Consider the following 16,755-nt stretch of genomic DNA (forward strand, 5'->3'; position numbering starts at 1 on the left):
GGCGCTCACGCGACCACATCCACGACGACCGCTTTCAGGACATCCCGAACGTCGCCCGGCTTCAGCCGAACCTGCAAGCCGCGCTGGCCGCCGTTGAGATAGACCTGATCATGCGCGAGCGCGTTCTGCTCGATCACGGTGCGCACCGGTTTGCGCTGCCCGAACGGGCTGATGCCACCGACCTTGTAGCCGGTGACGCGCTCGGCCTCGGGTGGCTTCATCATCTGCGCCGACTTGCCGCTCGCGGCCGCGGCGAGCTTTTTCATGGAGACTTCCTGGTCGGACGGGACGACGACGCAGATCGGCTTGCCGTCCACCAACGCCATCAGCGTCTTCAGCACGAGCGCCGGATCTTCACCAAGGGCCGACGCCGCCTGGAGCCCGATGCTCTCGGCGTCAGGATCGTAGTCGTAGGTGTGGACGGTGAAGGCAACGCCGGCGGCTGCAAGCGCGCGCGTGGCTGGGGTGACTTTGGACATGTGCGATGTTTACCACCGTCATTGCGAGGAGCGAAGCGACGAAGCAATCCAGAATCTTACCGCGGAGGCAGTTCTGGATTGCTTCGCTGCGCTCGCAATGACGGTGTGGGCACACCTGCGTCCACACACTCGGCCGCCGTCCCGGCGAAGGGCGGCAAAGATTACTCCGCCGCGTCCCGCATCTCCGCCCTCTCGGCCCTGGCCGCGCAGAACTTGAACTCCGGGATCTTGCCGAAGGGATCAAGCGCCGGATTGGTCAGGAGGTTCGCCGCGGCTTCCGCGTAGCAGAACGGCATGAACACCATGTTCTCCGGCACATCGCGATCGGAGCGGACCTTGACCTCGACCGCACCGCGGCGGGTCTCCAGCCGGATGAAATCGCCGGGCGCGAGCTTCTTCCGGTGCATGTCCTTCGGCGACATGAACGCGACCGCCTCCGGCTCGATCTGGTCGAGCACCTGCGCGCGGCGGGTCATCGAGCCGGTGTGCCAATGCTCGAGCACGCGGCCGGTCGAGAGCACCATCGGATATTCGGCGTCGGGCAGCTCATCCGGCGGGATGACCTTGGCCGGCACGATCTTGCCGCGGCCGCTCGCGGTCGGGAAGCCCGTGGTGAAGATGATCTCGTTGCCGGGCTTGTTCGGATCATCGGCCGGATAGGTCACGGCACCTTCGCGCACCAGCCGCTCCCAGCTGATGTTCTTGAGCGAGGGCATCAACTCCGCCATCTCGGTGTAGACGTCGCCGGGGCCGGAATAATTCCAGGGCAGGCCCATCCGCTTGCCGATCTCCTGGATGATCCAGAGATCCTGCCGCGCATCGCCCGGCGGCTTGATCACTTGGCGCGCGAGCTGCACGCGGCGATCGGTGTTGGTGAAGGAGCCGTCCTTTTCGGCAAAGGCCGAGGCCGGCAGGATGACGTCGGCGTGGAACGCGGTCTCGGTGACGAAGAGATCCTGCACGACGAGATGATCGAGCATGGCGAGCGCCTGGCGCGCATGCTGGAGATCGGGATCGGACATCGCGGGATTCTCGCCCTCGATATACATGCCCGTGATCTCGCCGGCATGGATCGCATTCATGATTTCGACCACGGTCAGGCCGCGGACGGGATCGAGATCCTGCTGCCACAGTTTTTCGAAATTGCCGCGCAGATCGTCGCGGCTGACCGGCTGATAATCCGGCAGGAACATCGGGATCAGGCCGGCGTCGGAGGCGCCCTGCACGTTGTTCTGGCCGCGTAGCGGATGCAGACCTGTACCGGGACGGCCGACCTGGCCGGTGATCAGCGCGAGCGCGATCAGGCAGCGCGCATTGTCGGTGCCGTGGACATGCTGGCTGATGCCCATGCCCCAGAAGATGATCGACGATTTTGCCCGCGCATAGGTGCGCGCAACCTCGCGCAGAGTTTGCGCCGGGATGCCGCAGATCGGCTCCATCTTCTCCGGCGTGAACTCCTTGATCTTCTCCTTGAGGTCCTCAAATCCCTCGGTGTAACCGGCGATATACTGGTCGTCGGTCAGGCCTTCGGTGATGATCGTGTTGATCATCGCATTCAGCATGGCGACGTCGGAGCCCGGCTTGAACTGCAGATGCTTGGTCGCGTGACGCGACAGCGACTGCCGGCGCGGGTCCATCACGAACAGCTTGGCGTCATTCTGCTTGACCGCGTTCTTGATGAAGGTCGCGGCGACCGGATGGTTCACGGTCGGATTAGCGCCGATCACCCAGATCACCTCGGCATCCATCGCAGCCGAGAACGGCGCCGACACCGCGCCCGAGCTCAGGCCTTCGAACAGCGCCGCCACCGACGAGGCGTGGCAGAGCCGCGTGCAATGGTCGACATTGTTCGAGCCGAAACCGGTGCGCACCAGCTTCTGGAACAGATAGGCCTCTTCGTTCGAGCCCTTGGCCGAGCCGAAGCCGGCCAGCGCCTTCACGCCCTTCTCGTCGCGGATCTTGACGAGGCCCTTGGCTGCGATGTCGAGCGCTTCTTCCCAGCTCGCTTCGCGGAAATGCGTGAAGGGATTGGCCGGGTCGACCTGGTCGTTGGAATCCTTCTTCGCATTCGGCAGCCGCACCAGCGGCTTGGTCAGACGATGCGGATGGTGGATATAGTCGAAGCCGAAGCGGCCCTTGACGCAGAGACGGTTGTGATTGGCAGGACCGTCGCGACCCTCGGCGTAGATCACCTTCTCGTCCTTGACCTCGTAGGTCACCTGGCAGCCGACGCCGCAGAACGGGCAGAGCGAATCCACTTTCTTGTCGGCGTAGACGACACGGGTCTGCTTCTCGTCGAGCATGACGGCCGGCATCAGCGCGCCGGTCGGGCAGGCCTGCACGCACTCGCCGCAGGCGACGCAGGTGGACTCGCCCATGGGATCGTCGAAGTCGAACACGATCTTCGAGCCATGGCTGCGATACGCCATGCCGATGACGTCGTTGACCTGGACCTCGCGGCAGGCGCGCACGCAGAGGCCGCACTGGATGCAGGCATCGAGATTGACGCGCATCGCCGGATGGCTGGCGTCGGTCGCCCAGCGCTCGGCGGCGGGGAAGCGGCTCTCGGTGACGCCTGTGGTCTCGGCCCAGTGCCAGAGCTTCGAATCCGGATCGTGCGAGGTCTCGCGCGCCGGCTGATCGGCGACGAGCAGCTCCATCACCATTTTTTGCGCCGACACCGCACGCGCGGACTCGGTCTTCACCTTCATGCCGACGGACGGGGTGCGCTTGCAGGACGCGGCGAGCACGCGCTCGCCCTCGATCTCGACCATGCAGGCGCGGCAATTGCCGTCGGGGCGGTAATCGGGCGCCGGCGAATAGCACAGATGCGGAATCTCGCGGCCTTGGCGTTTGGCGACTTGCCAGATCGTTTCGCCGGGTTTGGCTTCGACCTGCTTGCCGTCGAGCTCGAACGTAATTTTGGTCATTCGGCCGCTTCCTTGAACTCGTCAGGGAAATATTTGATCACGGTGGACAACGGATTCGATGCCGCCTGTCCGAGCCCGCAGATCGAGGCATCGCGCATCGCCTGGCTCAATTCTTCCAGAAGTGCGCGGTTCCAGACCGGCTTCTGCATCAGCTGCGCCGCCTTCTGGGTTCCGACACGGCACGGCGTGCACTGGCCGCAGCTCTCGTCCTCGAAGAACTTCATCAGGTTCAGCGCGGCCGCGCGCACGCTGTCCTTTTGCGACAGGATCACGATCGCGGCCGAGCCGATGAAGCAGCCGTATTTCTCCAGCGTGCCGAAATCGAGCGGGATGCCGTCCATGGAAGCTGGCAAAATGCCGCCCGACGCGCCGCCCGGCAGGTACGCATAGAACTGGTGCCCGTCGGCCATGCCGCCGCAATATTCGTCGATCAATTCGCGCACGGTGATGCCGGCGGGTGCCAGCTTCATGCCGGGGTTCTTGACGCGGCCCGAGACCGAGAAGCTGCGCAGGCCGTGACGCTCATGGCGGCCATTGCCCTTCCACCAGTCCGCGCCCTTCTCGACGATGTCGCGCACCCACCACAGCGTCTCGATGTTGTTGATCAGCGTCGGCAGGCCGAACAGGCCGACCTGGAACGGATAAGGCGGCTTGTGCCTGGGCAGCCCGCGCTTGCCCTCGATGCTTTCGAGCAGCGAGGACTCTTCCCCGCAAATATAGGCGCCGGCGCCGCGGCGCATGTGCAGCGTCGGACCGCCCGGCGGAAGCTTTGCGATCTCGCGCTCGAGGATCTCGCGCGATGCCGGATATTCGTCGCGCAGATAGATGTAGACGTCGGAGGCCTGCACGACATGCGCGCCGAGCAGCATGCCTTCGATGAAGCGATGCGGATCGCTTTCGAGATAGACGCGGTCCTTGAACGTGCCAGGCTCGCCCTCGTCGCCATTGATCGCCATCAGCCGCGGGCCGGCTTCGCCCAGCACCGCGCGCCATTTCCGGCCCGTGGGGAAGCCGGCGCCGCCGAGACCGCGCAGCGAGGCGTCGTCGAGCGCCTTCAGCAGATCGTCTTTCGGCAACTCACCCGAGCGCACGCGATGGAGCAGCTTGTAGCCGCCGCCGGCGATATAGGCGTCGTAGTCAACGTACTCAGGCAGATGCGCGTGGGTATCGCCGGCCTTCGCCGCCGCCATCACATTGGCCACGGTCGCGTGATCGACGAAATTGTGACCGACCTCAGCCGCCGGCGCGGTATCGCAGCGGCCGACGCAGGGCGCGCGCACGACGCGGATGCCGGGACCCGATGTACTCTGCAAATCCGCGAGCAGCTTCTCGCCGCCCAGCATCGCGCAAGTGAGAGAATCGCAGACGCGGATCGTCAGCGGCGCGATATCAGGCTCGCCTTCCTTCACGACGTCGAAATGGGCGTAGAAGGTCGCGGTTTCGAATACTTCCGCGAAGGCGAGCTTCATCTCGTCGGCAAGCGCGGCGAGATGTGCGGCCGAGATCTGGTGATATTTGTCCTGGATCAGGTGCAGATATTCGATCAGCAGATCGCGCCGCCGCGGCCTGTCGCCGAGCAACTGCTCGATCTCGTGTGCGGCGGTGGGATCGACCTGCCGCCCCTTGGGCGTGGCCTTGGCTCGCTTCCGTCCCTCGCCCGGATGTTCGAACGAGCGGACCTCGTGCACGTCGTGACTCATCGATGCGTCTCGTATCTCTTCTTTAGAACGAGTCCAACCCTAGCCTTTGGCATACCAGATGCCAAGAGAATTCATGCGTTCCGATAAGCATTTAAGGGGCATGCAGCCGCCCGGCTCCATGCCCCTTCATCGACCCTATTTGCGGCGCGGCCTCACGTCTTGTTCATGCACTCTTCGATGTAGAACCAGCGGTCGTCGCCAGCGAGGCCCTTGGACTTCACGTCGGCGCGGCAGGCCTTGAGCTTCGGCTTGTTGGCCGCCCACTTCGCCTTCATGTCCTTCAGCTTCTGCATGGTGAGCTTGATCTTGCCCGGCTTGGCTTCGGTCGTTGCGGCAGGCGCCGCCGGCGGCGTCGTCTGCGCGGATGCGGCATGAAGGCCAGCGACAAGCAACACGGCCACAAGGCAAATTCGGGTGCGAAGCATTTCAATCCCCCTAAGTCCCACTCTTGATTAAGTCCGACTCTCGATGATGTCTAAAAGGCGAACGCCGCGGGACGCCGATGATCAGCATCCCGCGGCAGTCTCAACGGCGATCAGAAGATCTTGACCGCGCTCTCCAGCGTCTTCCAGACACCCCAAAGCAGGGGAACGCCGACGAAGGCCCAGAACATCGCCGCCTTGACGTCAAGCCCGCCGAATCCGATGCCGTAGGAGCCGTGCGGTCCCGCGGCAGCGGCGCTGGCGCTCGCCGCTTGCAGCTTGGCGACGTCGGCTTCCTTCATGTGCCACTTCGAATCGACCGGCTTGATCAGGTAGTTGCAGATCAGGCCCGCGATCAGCATCGCGCACAGGATGTACATGGTCGTGTTGTAGAGCTGATCGCGCGGCACGCCCGCCGCGAGCTGGAACTCGCGGATGTAGTTCACCACGACGGGGCCGATGATGCCCGCGGTGGACCACGCCGTCAGCAGCCGGCCGTGGATGGCGCCGACGAACTGAGTCCCGAACATGTCGGCAAGGTAGGCCGGCACGGTGGCGAACCCGCCGCCATACATCGACAGGATGATGCCGAAGCCGAGCACGAACAGGAGCTTCGAGCCCATCGCCGCAAACGTCGGCGCCAGCGCGTAGAGCACGATGCCGAGGATGAAGAACGTGTAGTAGGTGTTCTTGCGCCCGATCTTGTCCGACAGCGATGCCCAGAAGAAGCGGCCGCCGATGTTGAACAGCGACAGCAATCCGGCGAAGCCCGCGGCGATCGCGGCGATCTGCGCCTTCTGCCCGGCGTCGAGCGCGTTGAAGCCGACTTCAGGCAGGCCGATCAGCTTGCCGGCGAAGATCTCCTGGAGCATCGGCGAGGCCATGCCGATCACGCCGATGCCGGCCGACACGTTCAGGCACAGCACCCACCAGATCAGCCAGAACTGCGGCGTCTTGTGCGCGTCGTTGAGATGGACGTTGCTCTTCGAGATCATCGCGTTGGCCTTCGACGGCGGCGTCCAGCCCTCGGGCTGCCAGCCGGGCGGCGGCAAGCGATAGCGGAACGCGCCGATCATCATGAACACGAAGTAGATGACGCCCATCGCGACGAAGGTCTCCCAGACGCCGACCGAGGTCGGGGTCTTGAAGTAGTTCATCAACAGGTTCGCCAGCGGAGCGCCGATCATGGCGCCGCCGCCGAAGCCCATGATGGCCATGCCGGTCGCCATGCCGCGGCGGTCCGGAAACCACTTCACCAGCGTCGACACCGGCGAGATATAGCCAAGGCCGAGACCGATGCCGCCGATCACGCCCGAGCCCAGCCACAACAGCCAGAGCTGATGGGTGTAGACCCCGATCGCACCGAGGAAGAGACCGCCGCACCAGCACAGCGCCGAGACGAAGCCGGCCTTGCGCGGGCCCACACGCTCCAGCCAGCCGCCCCAAACCGCGGCCGCGATACCGAGCAGCACGAAGAACAGCGTGTACATCCACCCCATGCTGGCGACCTTCCAGTCGCAGCTGGTCGTGAACAGTTCCTGAAACAGCGACATGTCCGGACATGCTTTCGGCGCGCTCAATCCGATCGCGCGCGACAGCGGCAGCCAGAACACCGAGAAGCCGTAGGCCATGCCGATGCAGAGATGGATGCAGAGCGCAGCCGGCGGCACCAGCCAGCGATTGAAGCCGGCGGTCGCGATGGTTCGTTCGCGATCCAGAAAACCTGCGCCGGCACCCGAAAGTGTTCCAGCGCTCTCGATTGTTGCCATGTAGTCCTCCCCTGCAGTTGCCCTTCTGAGCAAGCCTGCCGCTGCAATCCTGGTCCTCAGCCCATTGCGGTGCAGCCAACGGTCCCTGCTGCTCCGCACAATCATTCGACGCGCGCCAGGATCGTCACGCGCACCCGAGTCGTTAACCCCTCGAGCGGGGCTCTATGCCGATACACCGTGCAGGCTTCGCGAGTTTGGCCCGCTCATCCGCGTATCGCAGACAAAGCTCAACCTCCGCGCCTGCACGGAGGTTGTCAATTGGGGCAGAAGCCACGATTGATGTCGATAGACAAAAGGTAGGTATCAGCAGAGTGACCGCGCACTACGAACGCAGTGCACCATTGGTTTTCTCTATTGAACCATTGATCTTTTCTATCAAGAACACGATGCGCGCCTCGTTGCGCTCGGTGATCTCCACCGTGTCGCCCGTCTCGCGGATCAGGTTCGGAATGTCAATCACCGACAAGGGGTCGGTGCAGTGCACTTCGAGCTGATCGCCCGGCTGTAACGGTTTGAGCGCCTTGCGCGTCTTCAGGGCAGGTAGCGGGCATTTCAACCCGGTGAGATCGAGCGTGGTTCTGGTCATGGGCGCAACATGGCGGGGTGAGGCGATCGCGTCAACGCGAGGCCTCAGAGCAAGTCCGCATAGGACAAGAAACCTACGCTCTGTCCCGGCTCGACACGCGTGATGTCGTCGCCGAGTTCGATGAGGCCATCGGTCTCGACCAGTGACGACAACAGCCCTGCGCCTTCGCGCGGAAACTTGACCGCTTCCAACGCACCGTCCTCTCCGCGTCGCAACGAGCTGCGAACATATTCGCGGCGGCCGATCTTCTTCTTGTAGGTGAACGCGGCGCGCACCGGAATCGGCAACAGCGGCTCCGGCAGACTGCCCGCAAGCGCCAGCACCGTCGGCCGCACCACGTGGACGAAGGTCACAAAACTGGCGACGGGATTGCCGGGCAGGCCGATCAGCGGCGTGCCGCCGATGATGCCCATCGCCACGGGACGGCCGGGCTTGATTGCCATCCGCCACAGCACCAGCGAGCCGATGCTCTCGACCGCCGCCTTGACGTGGTCCTCCTCGCCGGTCGAGACGCCGCCGGTGGTGAGGATCAGATCGTGGCTGCCTGCAACCTGCTTCAATCCATCCGCGAGCGCATTGCGCTCGTCGCGCAAGATGCCGAGGTCGGAGACCTCGCAGCCGAGCCGGCGCAACATCGCCATCAGCATGAAGCGGTTGGAATCGAACAGCTGTGACGCCACGCGCGGCTCGCCGGGCGAAGCCAGCTCGTCACCGGTCGAGAACACGGCGACGCGGATGCGCCTGACGACGTCGAGCCTGACAAGGCCGAATGCTGCAGCAAGCGCGACATGCTGCGGCAGCAAGCGCTGGCCGGCCCGCAGCGCGACGTGTCCCTGCGGAATGTCCTCGCCCGCCGGGCGGACATTCGCGCCGGGCTTCAGCCCCGGCGGCAGCACGACTCTGCCGGCCTCATCGAGGCGAACGTCTTCCTGCATGAAGACGGTCTCGGCGTCAGGCGGCATCGGCGCGCCCGTGAAGATGCGCACAGTGTGGCCGGCCTTGATCGGCGCCTGCGCAAGGCCGCCGGCCTGGATGCGACCGTCGAGCGGGAATGCCCGTTCCGCGCTGTCCGGAAGGTCGGCATTGCGCACGGCGTAACCGTCGACGGCGGAGTTGGTGAAAGGCGGCAGCGGCAGGGGCGCCGCGATATCGCGCGCGAGCACGCGTCCATCGGCATCGACGAGCGCTACCGTCTCCAGATCGGCAATCGCGTTGACGCGGGTCGTGATCAGACCAACGGCCTCATCGACCGACATCATCGGTCCACCGAAGGCAAAGCAATCGTCCGACAGTTGCGCCATGGTGCCTCGTCAGCGTATCGCGGCGCTTTTTGCCACCGCTTCCTCGACCGGCATCGCCGCACGCAGCAGCAATGCCGCGGCGGCCTCGATATCATCGAGATGGACGGTCGGCAGGCGGGTTTCAATGGCGCTATCGGTCGCAATCCCGACAATCCCGGGATCATCGGGAAACAGCAGCGGCTTGCCGTTGCCGGCGCGATGCACCTCGATCTTGCGGTGCGGCTCGCGCTTGAAGCCCTCGACCACGACGAGATCGACGGCTGACAGCTTGCTCAATAGTTCCGGCAGCCGCGGCTCCGCCGCGCCGCGCAACTCATGCATCAGGGCCCAGCGGTTCGACGACGCAACCAGCACCTCGGCCGCGCCGGCCTCGCGGTGGCGCCAGGAATCCTTGCCGGGCACGTCGACGTCGAACTGGTGATGGGCATGCTTGATGACGGAGACGCGCAGGCCTTGCGCGTTGAAATGCGGGATCAGCCGCGTCAACAGCGTGGTCTTGCCCGCACCGCTCCAGCCCGCAAGGCCGATGACTTTCATCGCAACTCGATCTCCGCCAGCCGTGTCATGCGGCCGGAACCGCCTTCTCCATCGTCGTGAGCATGCTTATATCGGCTTGACCCGAATGTCATGCTAACGTCACGGCCATGATGAAGATCGACAAAGCCCCGGTGCCCCTGATCGTTCCGAACCCTGACGACCCGCGCCTGACGGAGCGCGTGACCGGCACCGACCAGGCCGGCGCCAAGATCGAGATCAAGGTGCCGATGGAACGGCCGCTGACGCTCTACCTGAATTCGCAGGAGATCGTCACCATGATGACGATCGGCGACTACCCGGAATATCTGGCGCTGGGCTATCTGCTCAACCAAAACATGCTGAAATATAATGACGAGGTCACCGAGGTCGAATACGACGACGACCTCCAGGTGGTGGTGGTGCGCACCTCACATCACACCAATTTCGAAGCCAAGCTGAAGAAGCGCACCCAGACCTCGGGCTGCGCGCAGGGCACCGCGTTCGGCGACCTGTTAGAGGCGGTCGAGAGCGTCGCTCTGCCGAAGGCAGAGCTGCGCACCTCCTGGCTCTACCAGATGACGCAGACCATCAACACCATGCCCTCTCTCTATCTGGAGGCCGGCGCGATCCATGGCTGCGTGCTGTGCAAGGAGGGCGAGCCGCTCTGCTACACCGAGGACGTCGGCCGTCACAACGCGGTCGACAAGATCGCGGGCTGGATGTACCGCCACGGCGTCGATGCCTCCGACAAGATCCTCTACACCACGGGACGGCTGACCTCGGAAATGGTGATCAAGACCGTGCGCATGGGCATTCCGATCCTGGTGTCGCGCTCCGGCTTCACCGCCTGGGGCGTCGATCTCGCTCGCCAGGTCGGACTGACGCTGGTCGGCCGCACGCGCGGCAAGCGCTTCATCGTGCTCGCGGGCGAAGAGCGGATCGTCTACGACCAGAACCTTGCTTACGTCGAGGAGGAATCGGCGAAGCACAAACGCAAGGGTGAAGGTGGTGACGACTGACTTTCCGGAAACGCAGGGCGTGCTGCTCGCAGGCGGCCTCGCACGGCGCATGGGCGGCGGCGACAAGCCGATGCGGACCATCGGCGGCCGCACCATCCTTGAGCGCGTGATCGCACGATTGACGCCGCAATGTAGCGGATTGATCCTCAATGCGAACGGCGATCCCGCACGTTTCGCGACGTTCGGCCTGCCCGTTGTCGCCGATGACGTACCCGGCTTTCCCGGGCCCCTCGCCGGCATTCTCGCCGCGCTCGACTGGACGGCGGCGAACCGGCCTGACATCGAATGGGTGCTGAGCGCCGCAGGCGACTGCCCGTTCCTGCCACGCGATCTCGTCGCGCGCCTGCACGAGGCGCGGGAACGCGAGAACGCCCAGCTTGCGGTCGCCGCATCAGGCGACCAGTCGCATCCTGTGATCGGCTTGTGGCGCGTCGCCTTGCGCGACCAGCTGCGTCACGCGCTGGTCGTCGAGGACCTCCGCAAGATCGACCGCTGGACCGCGCGCTATCCGCTCGCAACGGTGACATGGCCGGCCGAGCCGCTCGATCCGTTCTTCAACGCCAACACGGTCGAGGACATCGCCGAAGCCGAGCGGCTGGCCGCACTGGATGCGGCGTCCTGACAAGAAGCGTCGGCGCAAGTGCGAGCCTGCCGCTCAAGCCGCCAGCGGCACTTCCCAGGCGTCGTAACCGTAGACCCAGCTCGTATCAGTGCGCTCCTTCAGCCAGATGTTGGCGCGCGAGGTCTCCTGCACCCGCGTGGTACGCTCCTTGCGCGTCGCCTCGAAGCGGCGGAACGCATTGGCGACGCCGTCGCGGCCGACACCGTCGAGGCAGCGCGACAGCACGGCGGCGTCCTCGATCGCCATCGCCGCACCCTGCGCCATGTAGGGCGTCATCGGATGACAGGCATCGCCGAGCAACGTCACCTTGCCGTCGGCCCAGCGCTCCAGCGCGTCACGGTCCATGATCGCCCATTTGTGCACGTCGGGACAGGCGGCGAGCACCCGAGCGACCTGCGGATGAAAGCCTTCGAATGATGTGCGCAGATCGCGCACGTCGCCCTTCGCCGACCAGGACTCGATGCGAAAGTCCGGCTCGGGCTGGCTGGTGACGAGATAGACCTCGCTGCGGTCAGGCTTGACGTAATAGATCACGATATGGCGGTCCTCCCCCCACCATTTGGTGCAGTCGTCGATCCCTGCGCCGCCGAGCAGCGCGGCGGGATAGGTGGTGCGATAGGCGATGCGGCCGGTGAATTTGGCCGGCGCGGCGTCGAACAGGATATCGCGGACCGTCGAATGGACGCCGTCCGCGCCGACCACGGCATCGGCGACGGCACGCGTGCCATCCGCAAAGGTCAGCCGGACACCATCGCCGGTCTGGTCGAGACCGACGAGCTTGTGATTGAGCCTCACAAATTCGTTCGGCACCGCGCTCGCCAGCGCAGCGTGGAGATCGCCGCGATGGGCGAGCAGATAGGGCGCGCCGAACTTCTCTTCGGCGTTCTCGCCAAAAATCATGTCGAACTTGATGTCGCCGCTCTTCCAGTCGCGATTGTTCCAGGAACGAGGATAGAACGAGTGCTCGCGCATCCGCGCCTCCAGCCCCAGGGCGCGCAGCACTTTCATCGCGTTGCAGCCGATCTGGATGCCGGCGCCGATGCGGGCAAACTGGGAGGCCTGCTCGTAGAGCATCACATCGATACCGACGCGCCGAAGCGCCGCGGCCGTCGCAAGCCCGCCCATGCCGGCACCGACGATCGCAACCGAAAGCGGCCTTGCCATCGCGTCCCCCACCCTGTCGCGCGGCTTGAACGCCGCGTCGTCGATCTATGCAGGCCGGAAGCCCGCCCGCTCCAGCGCAGTACGCGCCTCATCCGAGCCGAGTGCGTCGAGAAAGGCCTGCACGGCCGGCCGCTGCTTGCGCGCCGTCACCAGCGCGAAATCATAATGCTCTTCCGCGAACGGAATGAAACCAAGGCCGACCGCATGGGCGACCGGCGCAATGGTCATGCCCCAGTCGGCGCGGTGCTGCGCGACAGCCGCAGCCACGGCATTGTGCGAGCGCGGCTGATTCCAGTAACCTTCCGGGCGCGCACCGCCGAGCAGCCGGTCGATCAGGATGCGCGTGCCGGCGCCCTGGTTGCGGTTGACCATGATGCAGGCGGAGTCCGCGAGCGCGGCGGCGACGGCTTCCTTCGCACCGAGCCCCTCAAAACGCTTGTCGCCGTTCCGGAACACGATGCCCTGCATCCGCCGCCAGCCCGGCACGAGCTCGAGACCGTCGACGAGATATGGCCTGTTGTAGGTTTCGGTCTTGTCGTCGAACAGATGGATCGGCGCGAGATCGCATTCGCCCCGCTTCGCCGCCGCGAGTCCGCCGAGGCTGCCGACCGCGATTGAGCGCACGGTCAGCCCCGCATGCGCGAGTTGCGCCGTGACGAGATCGAGGCCGGTGCAATGGCTGCCGACGATGACGAGATCGGGCACCCGCACATGCGGCGTGAACAGCGTCACCTCGGCGTCGGTGCCCGCCGGCATCTGGTCGGCGAGCGCGTCGATGCGCAGAAAACCGTCGGCCTGCGCGAACGATGTGATCGCACCGGACCCCTTGCCGGAGGGATAGGCGATCAGGCCGTCCTTGCCGCCGACCAGCGAGACCATGACGAACTCGGTACGGCCGAGTTCGGAGACGATGCGCACCGGCACGGTTGCGTTCACCTTGGCATCGGAGCGCGGCGGCAGCCCGGCCATTTTGCGCAACACCGGCACGATCATGTCGTGGAATGTGAACATCGCCGAGGTCGGAAAGCCCGGCAGGATCACCACCGGTTTGCCGTCGCACACCGCAAGGCACAGCGGCTTGCCGGGCTTGAGCGCGACGCCATGCGCGATGATGCCGGGCTGGCCGAGCCGGCCGATGATGCGATGGGACACGTCGCCCGCGCCCTTCGAGGTGCCGCCCGAGAGCACCAGCATGTCGGCGTCCACCAGCGCGCGGCGCATGGCGGCTTCGAGTTTTGCCTCATCGTCGGGAATGGCGCCGAGGAACACCGCCTCGCCGCCGTTCTCGTCGATCGCGGCGGCGACGATGGCGCCGTTGGTGTCGTAGATCGCAGCCGGCGCAAGCGCCTCGCCGGGCTGAACCAGTTCGTCACCGGTGGAGATCACGGCAACACGCGGCTTGCGCGCGACGGTCACCTCGGCGATGCCGCAGGCCGCCAGCATGCCGATCTCGCGCGAGCCGATGATCGTGCCGGCGCGCAGCAGCGCCTCGCCGCGCGCGATGTCGGAGCCGGCGTAGGACACGAACTGTCCAGGCGAAACGGCTCGCCGGACGTCGATCGCATCGGATCCGGCGGGCTGGGTATGCTCGACCATGACGACGGCGTCGGCGCCGCGTGGTAACGGCCCGCCGGTTGCGATCGGCGTTGCGGTTCCTGTCGCCACTTGCAGCTTCGGCGCGGTGCCGCAGTGAATGGTCTCGCCGTTCAGCACAAGGCGAACGGGCGCGCCTTCGCCGGCCGTGGCGAGATCGGCCGAGCGCACGGCAAAGCCGTCAACATTGGAACGGTCGAAAGGCGGAACGTCGATCGGCGCCGTGATGTCTTCGGCCAGCCCCGCGCCGAGCGCATCGGCAAGCTTGCGCGCCTCGCTCGGGACCGCGCGCGGGAACAACGCAGCTTCAAAACGCGCCAGCGCGTCCTCGCGAGAGAGGATCTTGAGGAACTGCTCCTGCTCGAGCGCGCTGCGGTCTTGCGATTGCGGGATCATCGTCATGCCAAACCCATATCATTCCCGCATCAGATAGGCATCGACCGGCGTTCCTGCCGCAAATCCCTCGTGGCTGGCGGGAACGAGCAGCCATGCATCGGCCCGGGCAATGGCCTGAAGCGGCCATTCCCCCACCGCAAGCGGGAGCCACGCGTGATGTTCCTCGGCCAGCAGGGCGATTTCGGCGATGCCGACACTGGATGCGATTTTTCGCGCAAGCGGCAGGGTCATGCGTCGGCGTAACTGCCGCGCCGACAGCCGATCGACGAGCGGCAGCACGAGCGCGAGCCAGGCCGCAAGCGCATGGTCGGGCGAGCCGGGCAAGGCGACGACGGGAACCTGTCCGAGCCGCCCGACCGCGGCGGTGCGCCCGGGCTGAAGCGCGAGGCCGTGGGCGAACACGTCACCATGCCGGGCTAGCGCGCTGACCGCGGCATCCCGGCGGCCGGCGCCGCTGCCGCCGATCGTCACGACGAGATCGCAGGTGAGACTGCCGAGCACTTCCGCGATCGATCCTACATCTCGCGCGGCAGCTTCGCGCGCTTGCACCTGCAGCCCTGTGGCGCGCGCGATCTCGGCAATCATGTGCGCCGTCACGGCTGCGCCCGGCACGTTGACGATGCCCAGCCGCGGTTGCCGTACGCTCAGCTTTTCAACACCGGCGGCGCGCGCGAGCAGCAAAGTGGCAGAATTGATCAAATGCCCTTCTGCCACGGCAGGCGCGCGCCCGGCGATGTCGCTTCCGGCGCGCCTGACGCCCTGTCCGGGCACGCCCTCCGCCAGCACCTGGGCGAGTGGACCCGACACCTCGACTGCGTCGGCATCGAGCACACAATCACATCCCGGCGGCATCGCGTCGCCGGCATCGACCCAAACGGGCGCCGTCATCAGAGGCAGCGGCGAATAGGCGGACGCGCCGACAATATCGTTGGCGCAGAGCGCCCAGCCATCCGCAGCGGCGATGTCGCGCGGCGGAGACGCCACAAGCAGCGGCGTCCCTGCCGCGATGCAGCCGGCGGCCTCCGTCAGGGGCAACTCGATCGTCGCGATCGGATCAACGCCTCGCAGCAACGCGGCGAGCGCAGTGTCGAGCGGCGTCAGCGATGGCGGCAGGCGCTGGGTCATGCGCCATGATGGACCATGCATCGCCCGGTTTGGCAACCGCTGGCGATGCGAAGATCAGCCGCCGGACTTGGCCGCATTGGGGAAGAACAGCTGCTGTCCGTCGACCTTGTAGCCGGCGATCGCCGCCTGCCCCTCCGGCGAGATCAGCCAGTCGATGAAGGTCTGCCCCAGCTCCTTCTTCACGTTCGGAAATTTTTCGGAGTTCACCAGCATCGCGCCGTACTGATTGAGCAGCCGCTTGTCGCCTTCGACGACGATGTCGAGATCGCCGCGATCCTTGAAGGCGATCCAGCTGCCGCGGTCGGACAGCACATAGGCGTTCGCCGTGCGCGCCGCGTCGAGGGCTGCGTCCATCCCTTGCTTGACTTCGCGATACCATGCGCCCTTGGCAGCAGCGATATCGATGCCGGCGACGATCCAGAGCGCGAGCTCCGCGCCATGGGTGCCCGAGCGATCGCCGCGCGTCACGAACGGCGCGCCCTTGGCCTCGATCGCCTTCAGCGCAGTGGCGATGTCCTTGCCTTTCACGGCGGCGGGATCGCTCTTCGGTCCGATCAGCACATAGTCGTTGTACATCACGTCAAAACGCTTCTCGCCAAAACCGTCGGCGACGAACTTCTCCTCCTGCGGCCGTGCGTGCATCAGCACGACGTCGACCTCGCCCCTGCGCGCGCCGTCGAGCACTTCATCGGCGCGCCGCGCGATCACCGTCACCTCGATGCCGGTCTTCTCGCGGAAGATCGGCAGCAGATGATCGAGCAGGCCGGACTCCTGTGTCGCCGTGGTCGAGGCCAGCACGATCGCGCGGTCCTCCGCAAATGACGCCGCCATGCCCGCGGCGAGGCCGCAGAGAAGCGCGAGTGCAACGGACAGGCGGCGGACGACCATGATCGGGTTCCCATTGGCTATGACGCAATCATGATGATGATCGATTGCGCCACACTCGTGACGCGTTTGCGCGTTGCGCTCCTCACTCGGGACATTTCGGCAATGCGGCTCGCGCGGTGCGCCCATTGCAATTGCGAGCGCGACGGCCGCAAGGCCCGCGCCACGCGGGTGCTTGGGGATCGTTCACCAAAGCAGAGATCGCGCGTGAGGATGTGTTGCAAAGCAGCGAGATGATCGGGCATGGT

The 16,755-nt window shown here is 65.5% G+C and carries 14 protein-coding genes; 2 read left to right on the forward strand and 12 right to left on the reverse strand.

The window, feature by feature from the left end:
• Window positions 1–5: 5 nt before the first annotated feature.
• The 8 genes from ybaK to mobB all read right to left on the reverse strand — a co-directional run bounded on the left by ybaK (window position 6) and on the right by mobB (window position 9,724).
• Window positions 6–479 (reverse strand): Cys-tRNA(Pro) deacylase, encoded by a 474-nt coding sequence (gene ybaK, locus AC5ZFO_RS33375; RefSeq protein ID WP_496123037.1) that lies wholly within the window; start codon window positions 477–479, stop codon window positions 6–8.
• A 161-nt stretch (window positions 480–640) separates the two neighbouring features.
• The gene (gene fdhF, locus AC5ZFO_RS33380) at window positions 641–3,409 is read right to left on the reverse strand and encodes a formate dehydrogenase subunit alpha (RefSeq protein WP_282524846.1); all 2,769 of its coding nucleotides are present in this window, start codon (window positions 3,407–3,409) and stop codon (window positions 641–643) included.
• Window positions 3,406–5,109: an NADH-ubiquinone oxidoreductase-F iron-sulfur binding region domain-containing protein gene (locus AC5ZFO_RS33385; RefSeq protein WP_282524847.1), complete on the reverse strand. Its 1,704-nt coding sequence runs from the start codon at window positions 5,107–5,109 to the stop codon at window positions 3,406–3,408. Before AC5ZFO_RS33385 ends, fdhF begins: the two co-directional genes overlap by 4 nt.
• 152 nt (window positions 5,110–5,261) lie before the next feature.
• Complete coding sequence (locus AC5ZFO_RS33390) at window positions 5,262–5,534, reverse strand: hypothetical protein (RefSeq protein WP_212454539.1); 273 nt, start codon at window positions 5,532–5,534, stop codon at window positions 5,262–5,264.
• A 110-nt stretch (window positions 5,535–5,644) separates the two neighbouring features.
• Window positions 5,645–7,300: an OFA family MFS transporter gene (locus AC5ZFO_RS33395; protein ID WP_282524848.1), complete on the reverse strand. Its 1,656-nt coding sequence runs from the start codon at window positions 7,298–7,300 to the stop codon at window positions 5,645–5,647.
• 322 nt (window positions 7,301–7,622) lie between these two features.
• Window positions 7,623–7,886, reverse strand: a complete 264-nt coding sequence (locus AC5ZFO_RS33400; RefSeq protein ID WP_014497569.1) for a sulfurtransferase TusA family protein — start codon at window positions 7,884–7,886, stop codon at window positions 7,623–7,625.
• 44 nt (window positions 7,887–7,930) lie between these two features.
• Complete coding sequence (locus tag AC5ZFO_RS33405) at window positions 7,931–9,187, reverse strand: molybdopterin molybdotransferase MoeA (protein WP_282524849.1); 1,257 nt, start codon at window positions 9,185–9,187, stop codon at window positions 7,931–7,933.
• Window positions 9,188–9,196: 9 nt separating this feature from the next.
• Window positions 9,197–9,724, reverse strand: coding sequence for a molybdopterin-guanine dinucleotide biosynthesis protein B (gene mobB, locus AC5ZFO_RS33410; protein WP_282524850.1), 528 nt, complete (start codon window positions 9,722–9,724; stop codon window positions 9,197–9,199).
• 107 nt (window positions 9,725–9,831) lie between these two features.
• On the opposite strand from mobB, the gene fdhD reads away from it, so the two are divergent.
• Both fdhD and mobA read left to right on the forward strand, forming a co-directional pair.
• The gene (fdhD, locus tag AC5ZFO_RS33415; RefSeq protein WP_282524851.1) at window positions 9,832–10,722 is read left to right on the forward strand and encodes a formate dehydrogenase accessory sulfurtransferase FdhD; all 891 of its coding nucleotides are present in this window, start codon (window positions 9,832–9,834) and stop codon (window positions 10,720–10,722) included.
• Window positions 10,709–11,344 (forward strand): molybdenum cofactor guanylyltransferase MobA, encoded by a 636-nt coding sequence (gene mobA, locus AC5ZFO_RS33420; protein ID WP_282524852.1) that lies wholly within the window; start codon window positions 10,709–10,711, stop codon window positions 11,342–11,344. The genes fdhD and mobA overlap by 14 nt, the downstream gene beginning before the upstream one ends.
• A 33-nt stretch (window positions 11,345–11,377) precedes the next feature.
• Here mobA and AC5ZFO_RS33425 read toward each other — a convergent pair whose 3' ends face one another.
• The 4 genes from AC5ZFO_RS33425 to AC5ZFO_RS33440 are packed head-to-tail and all read right to left on the reverse strand — an operon-like array spanning window position 11,378 to window position 16,510.
• Window positions 11,378–12,508 (reverse strand): FAD-dependent monooxygenase, encoded by a 1,131-nt coding sequence (locus AC5ZFO_RS33425; protein WP_282524853.1) that lies wholly within the window; start codon window positions 12,506–12,508, stop codon window positions 11,378–11,380.
• 45 nt (window positions 12,509–12,553) lie between these two features.
• On the reverse strand, window positions 12,554–14,503 hold the full coding sequence (locus AC5ZFO_RS33430) for a molybdopterin biosynthesis protein (protein WP_282524854.1): 1,950 nt from the start codon (window positions 14,501–14,503) through the stop codon (window positions 12,554–12,556).
• A 12-nt stretch (window positions 14,504–14,515) separates the two neighbouring features.
• Window positions 14,516–15,622 (reverse strand): molybdopterin-binding protein, encoded by a 1,107-nt coding sequence (locus AC5ZFO_RS33435; protein WP_282524855.1) that lies wholly within the window; start codon window positions 15,620–15,622, stop codon window positions 14,516–14,518.
• Between the two features lie 54 nt (window positions 15,623–15,676).
• Entirely contained in the window at window positions 15,677–16,510 is an 834-nt protein-coding gene (locus tag AC5ZFO_RS33440) for an ABC transporter substrate-binding protein (RefSeq protein ID WP_282524856.1), read from the reverse strand.
• Window positions 16,511–16,755 lie beyond the last annotated feature (245 nt).

This window comes from Bradyrhizobium sp. Unk1 (assembly GCF_059512345.1).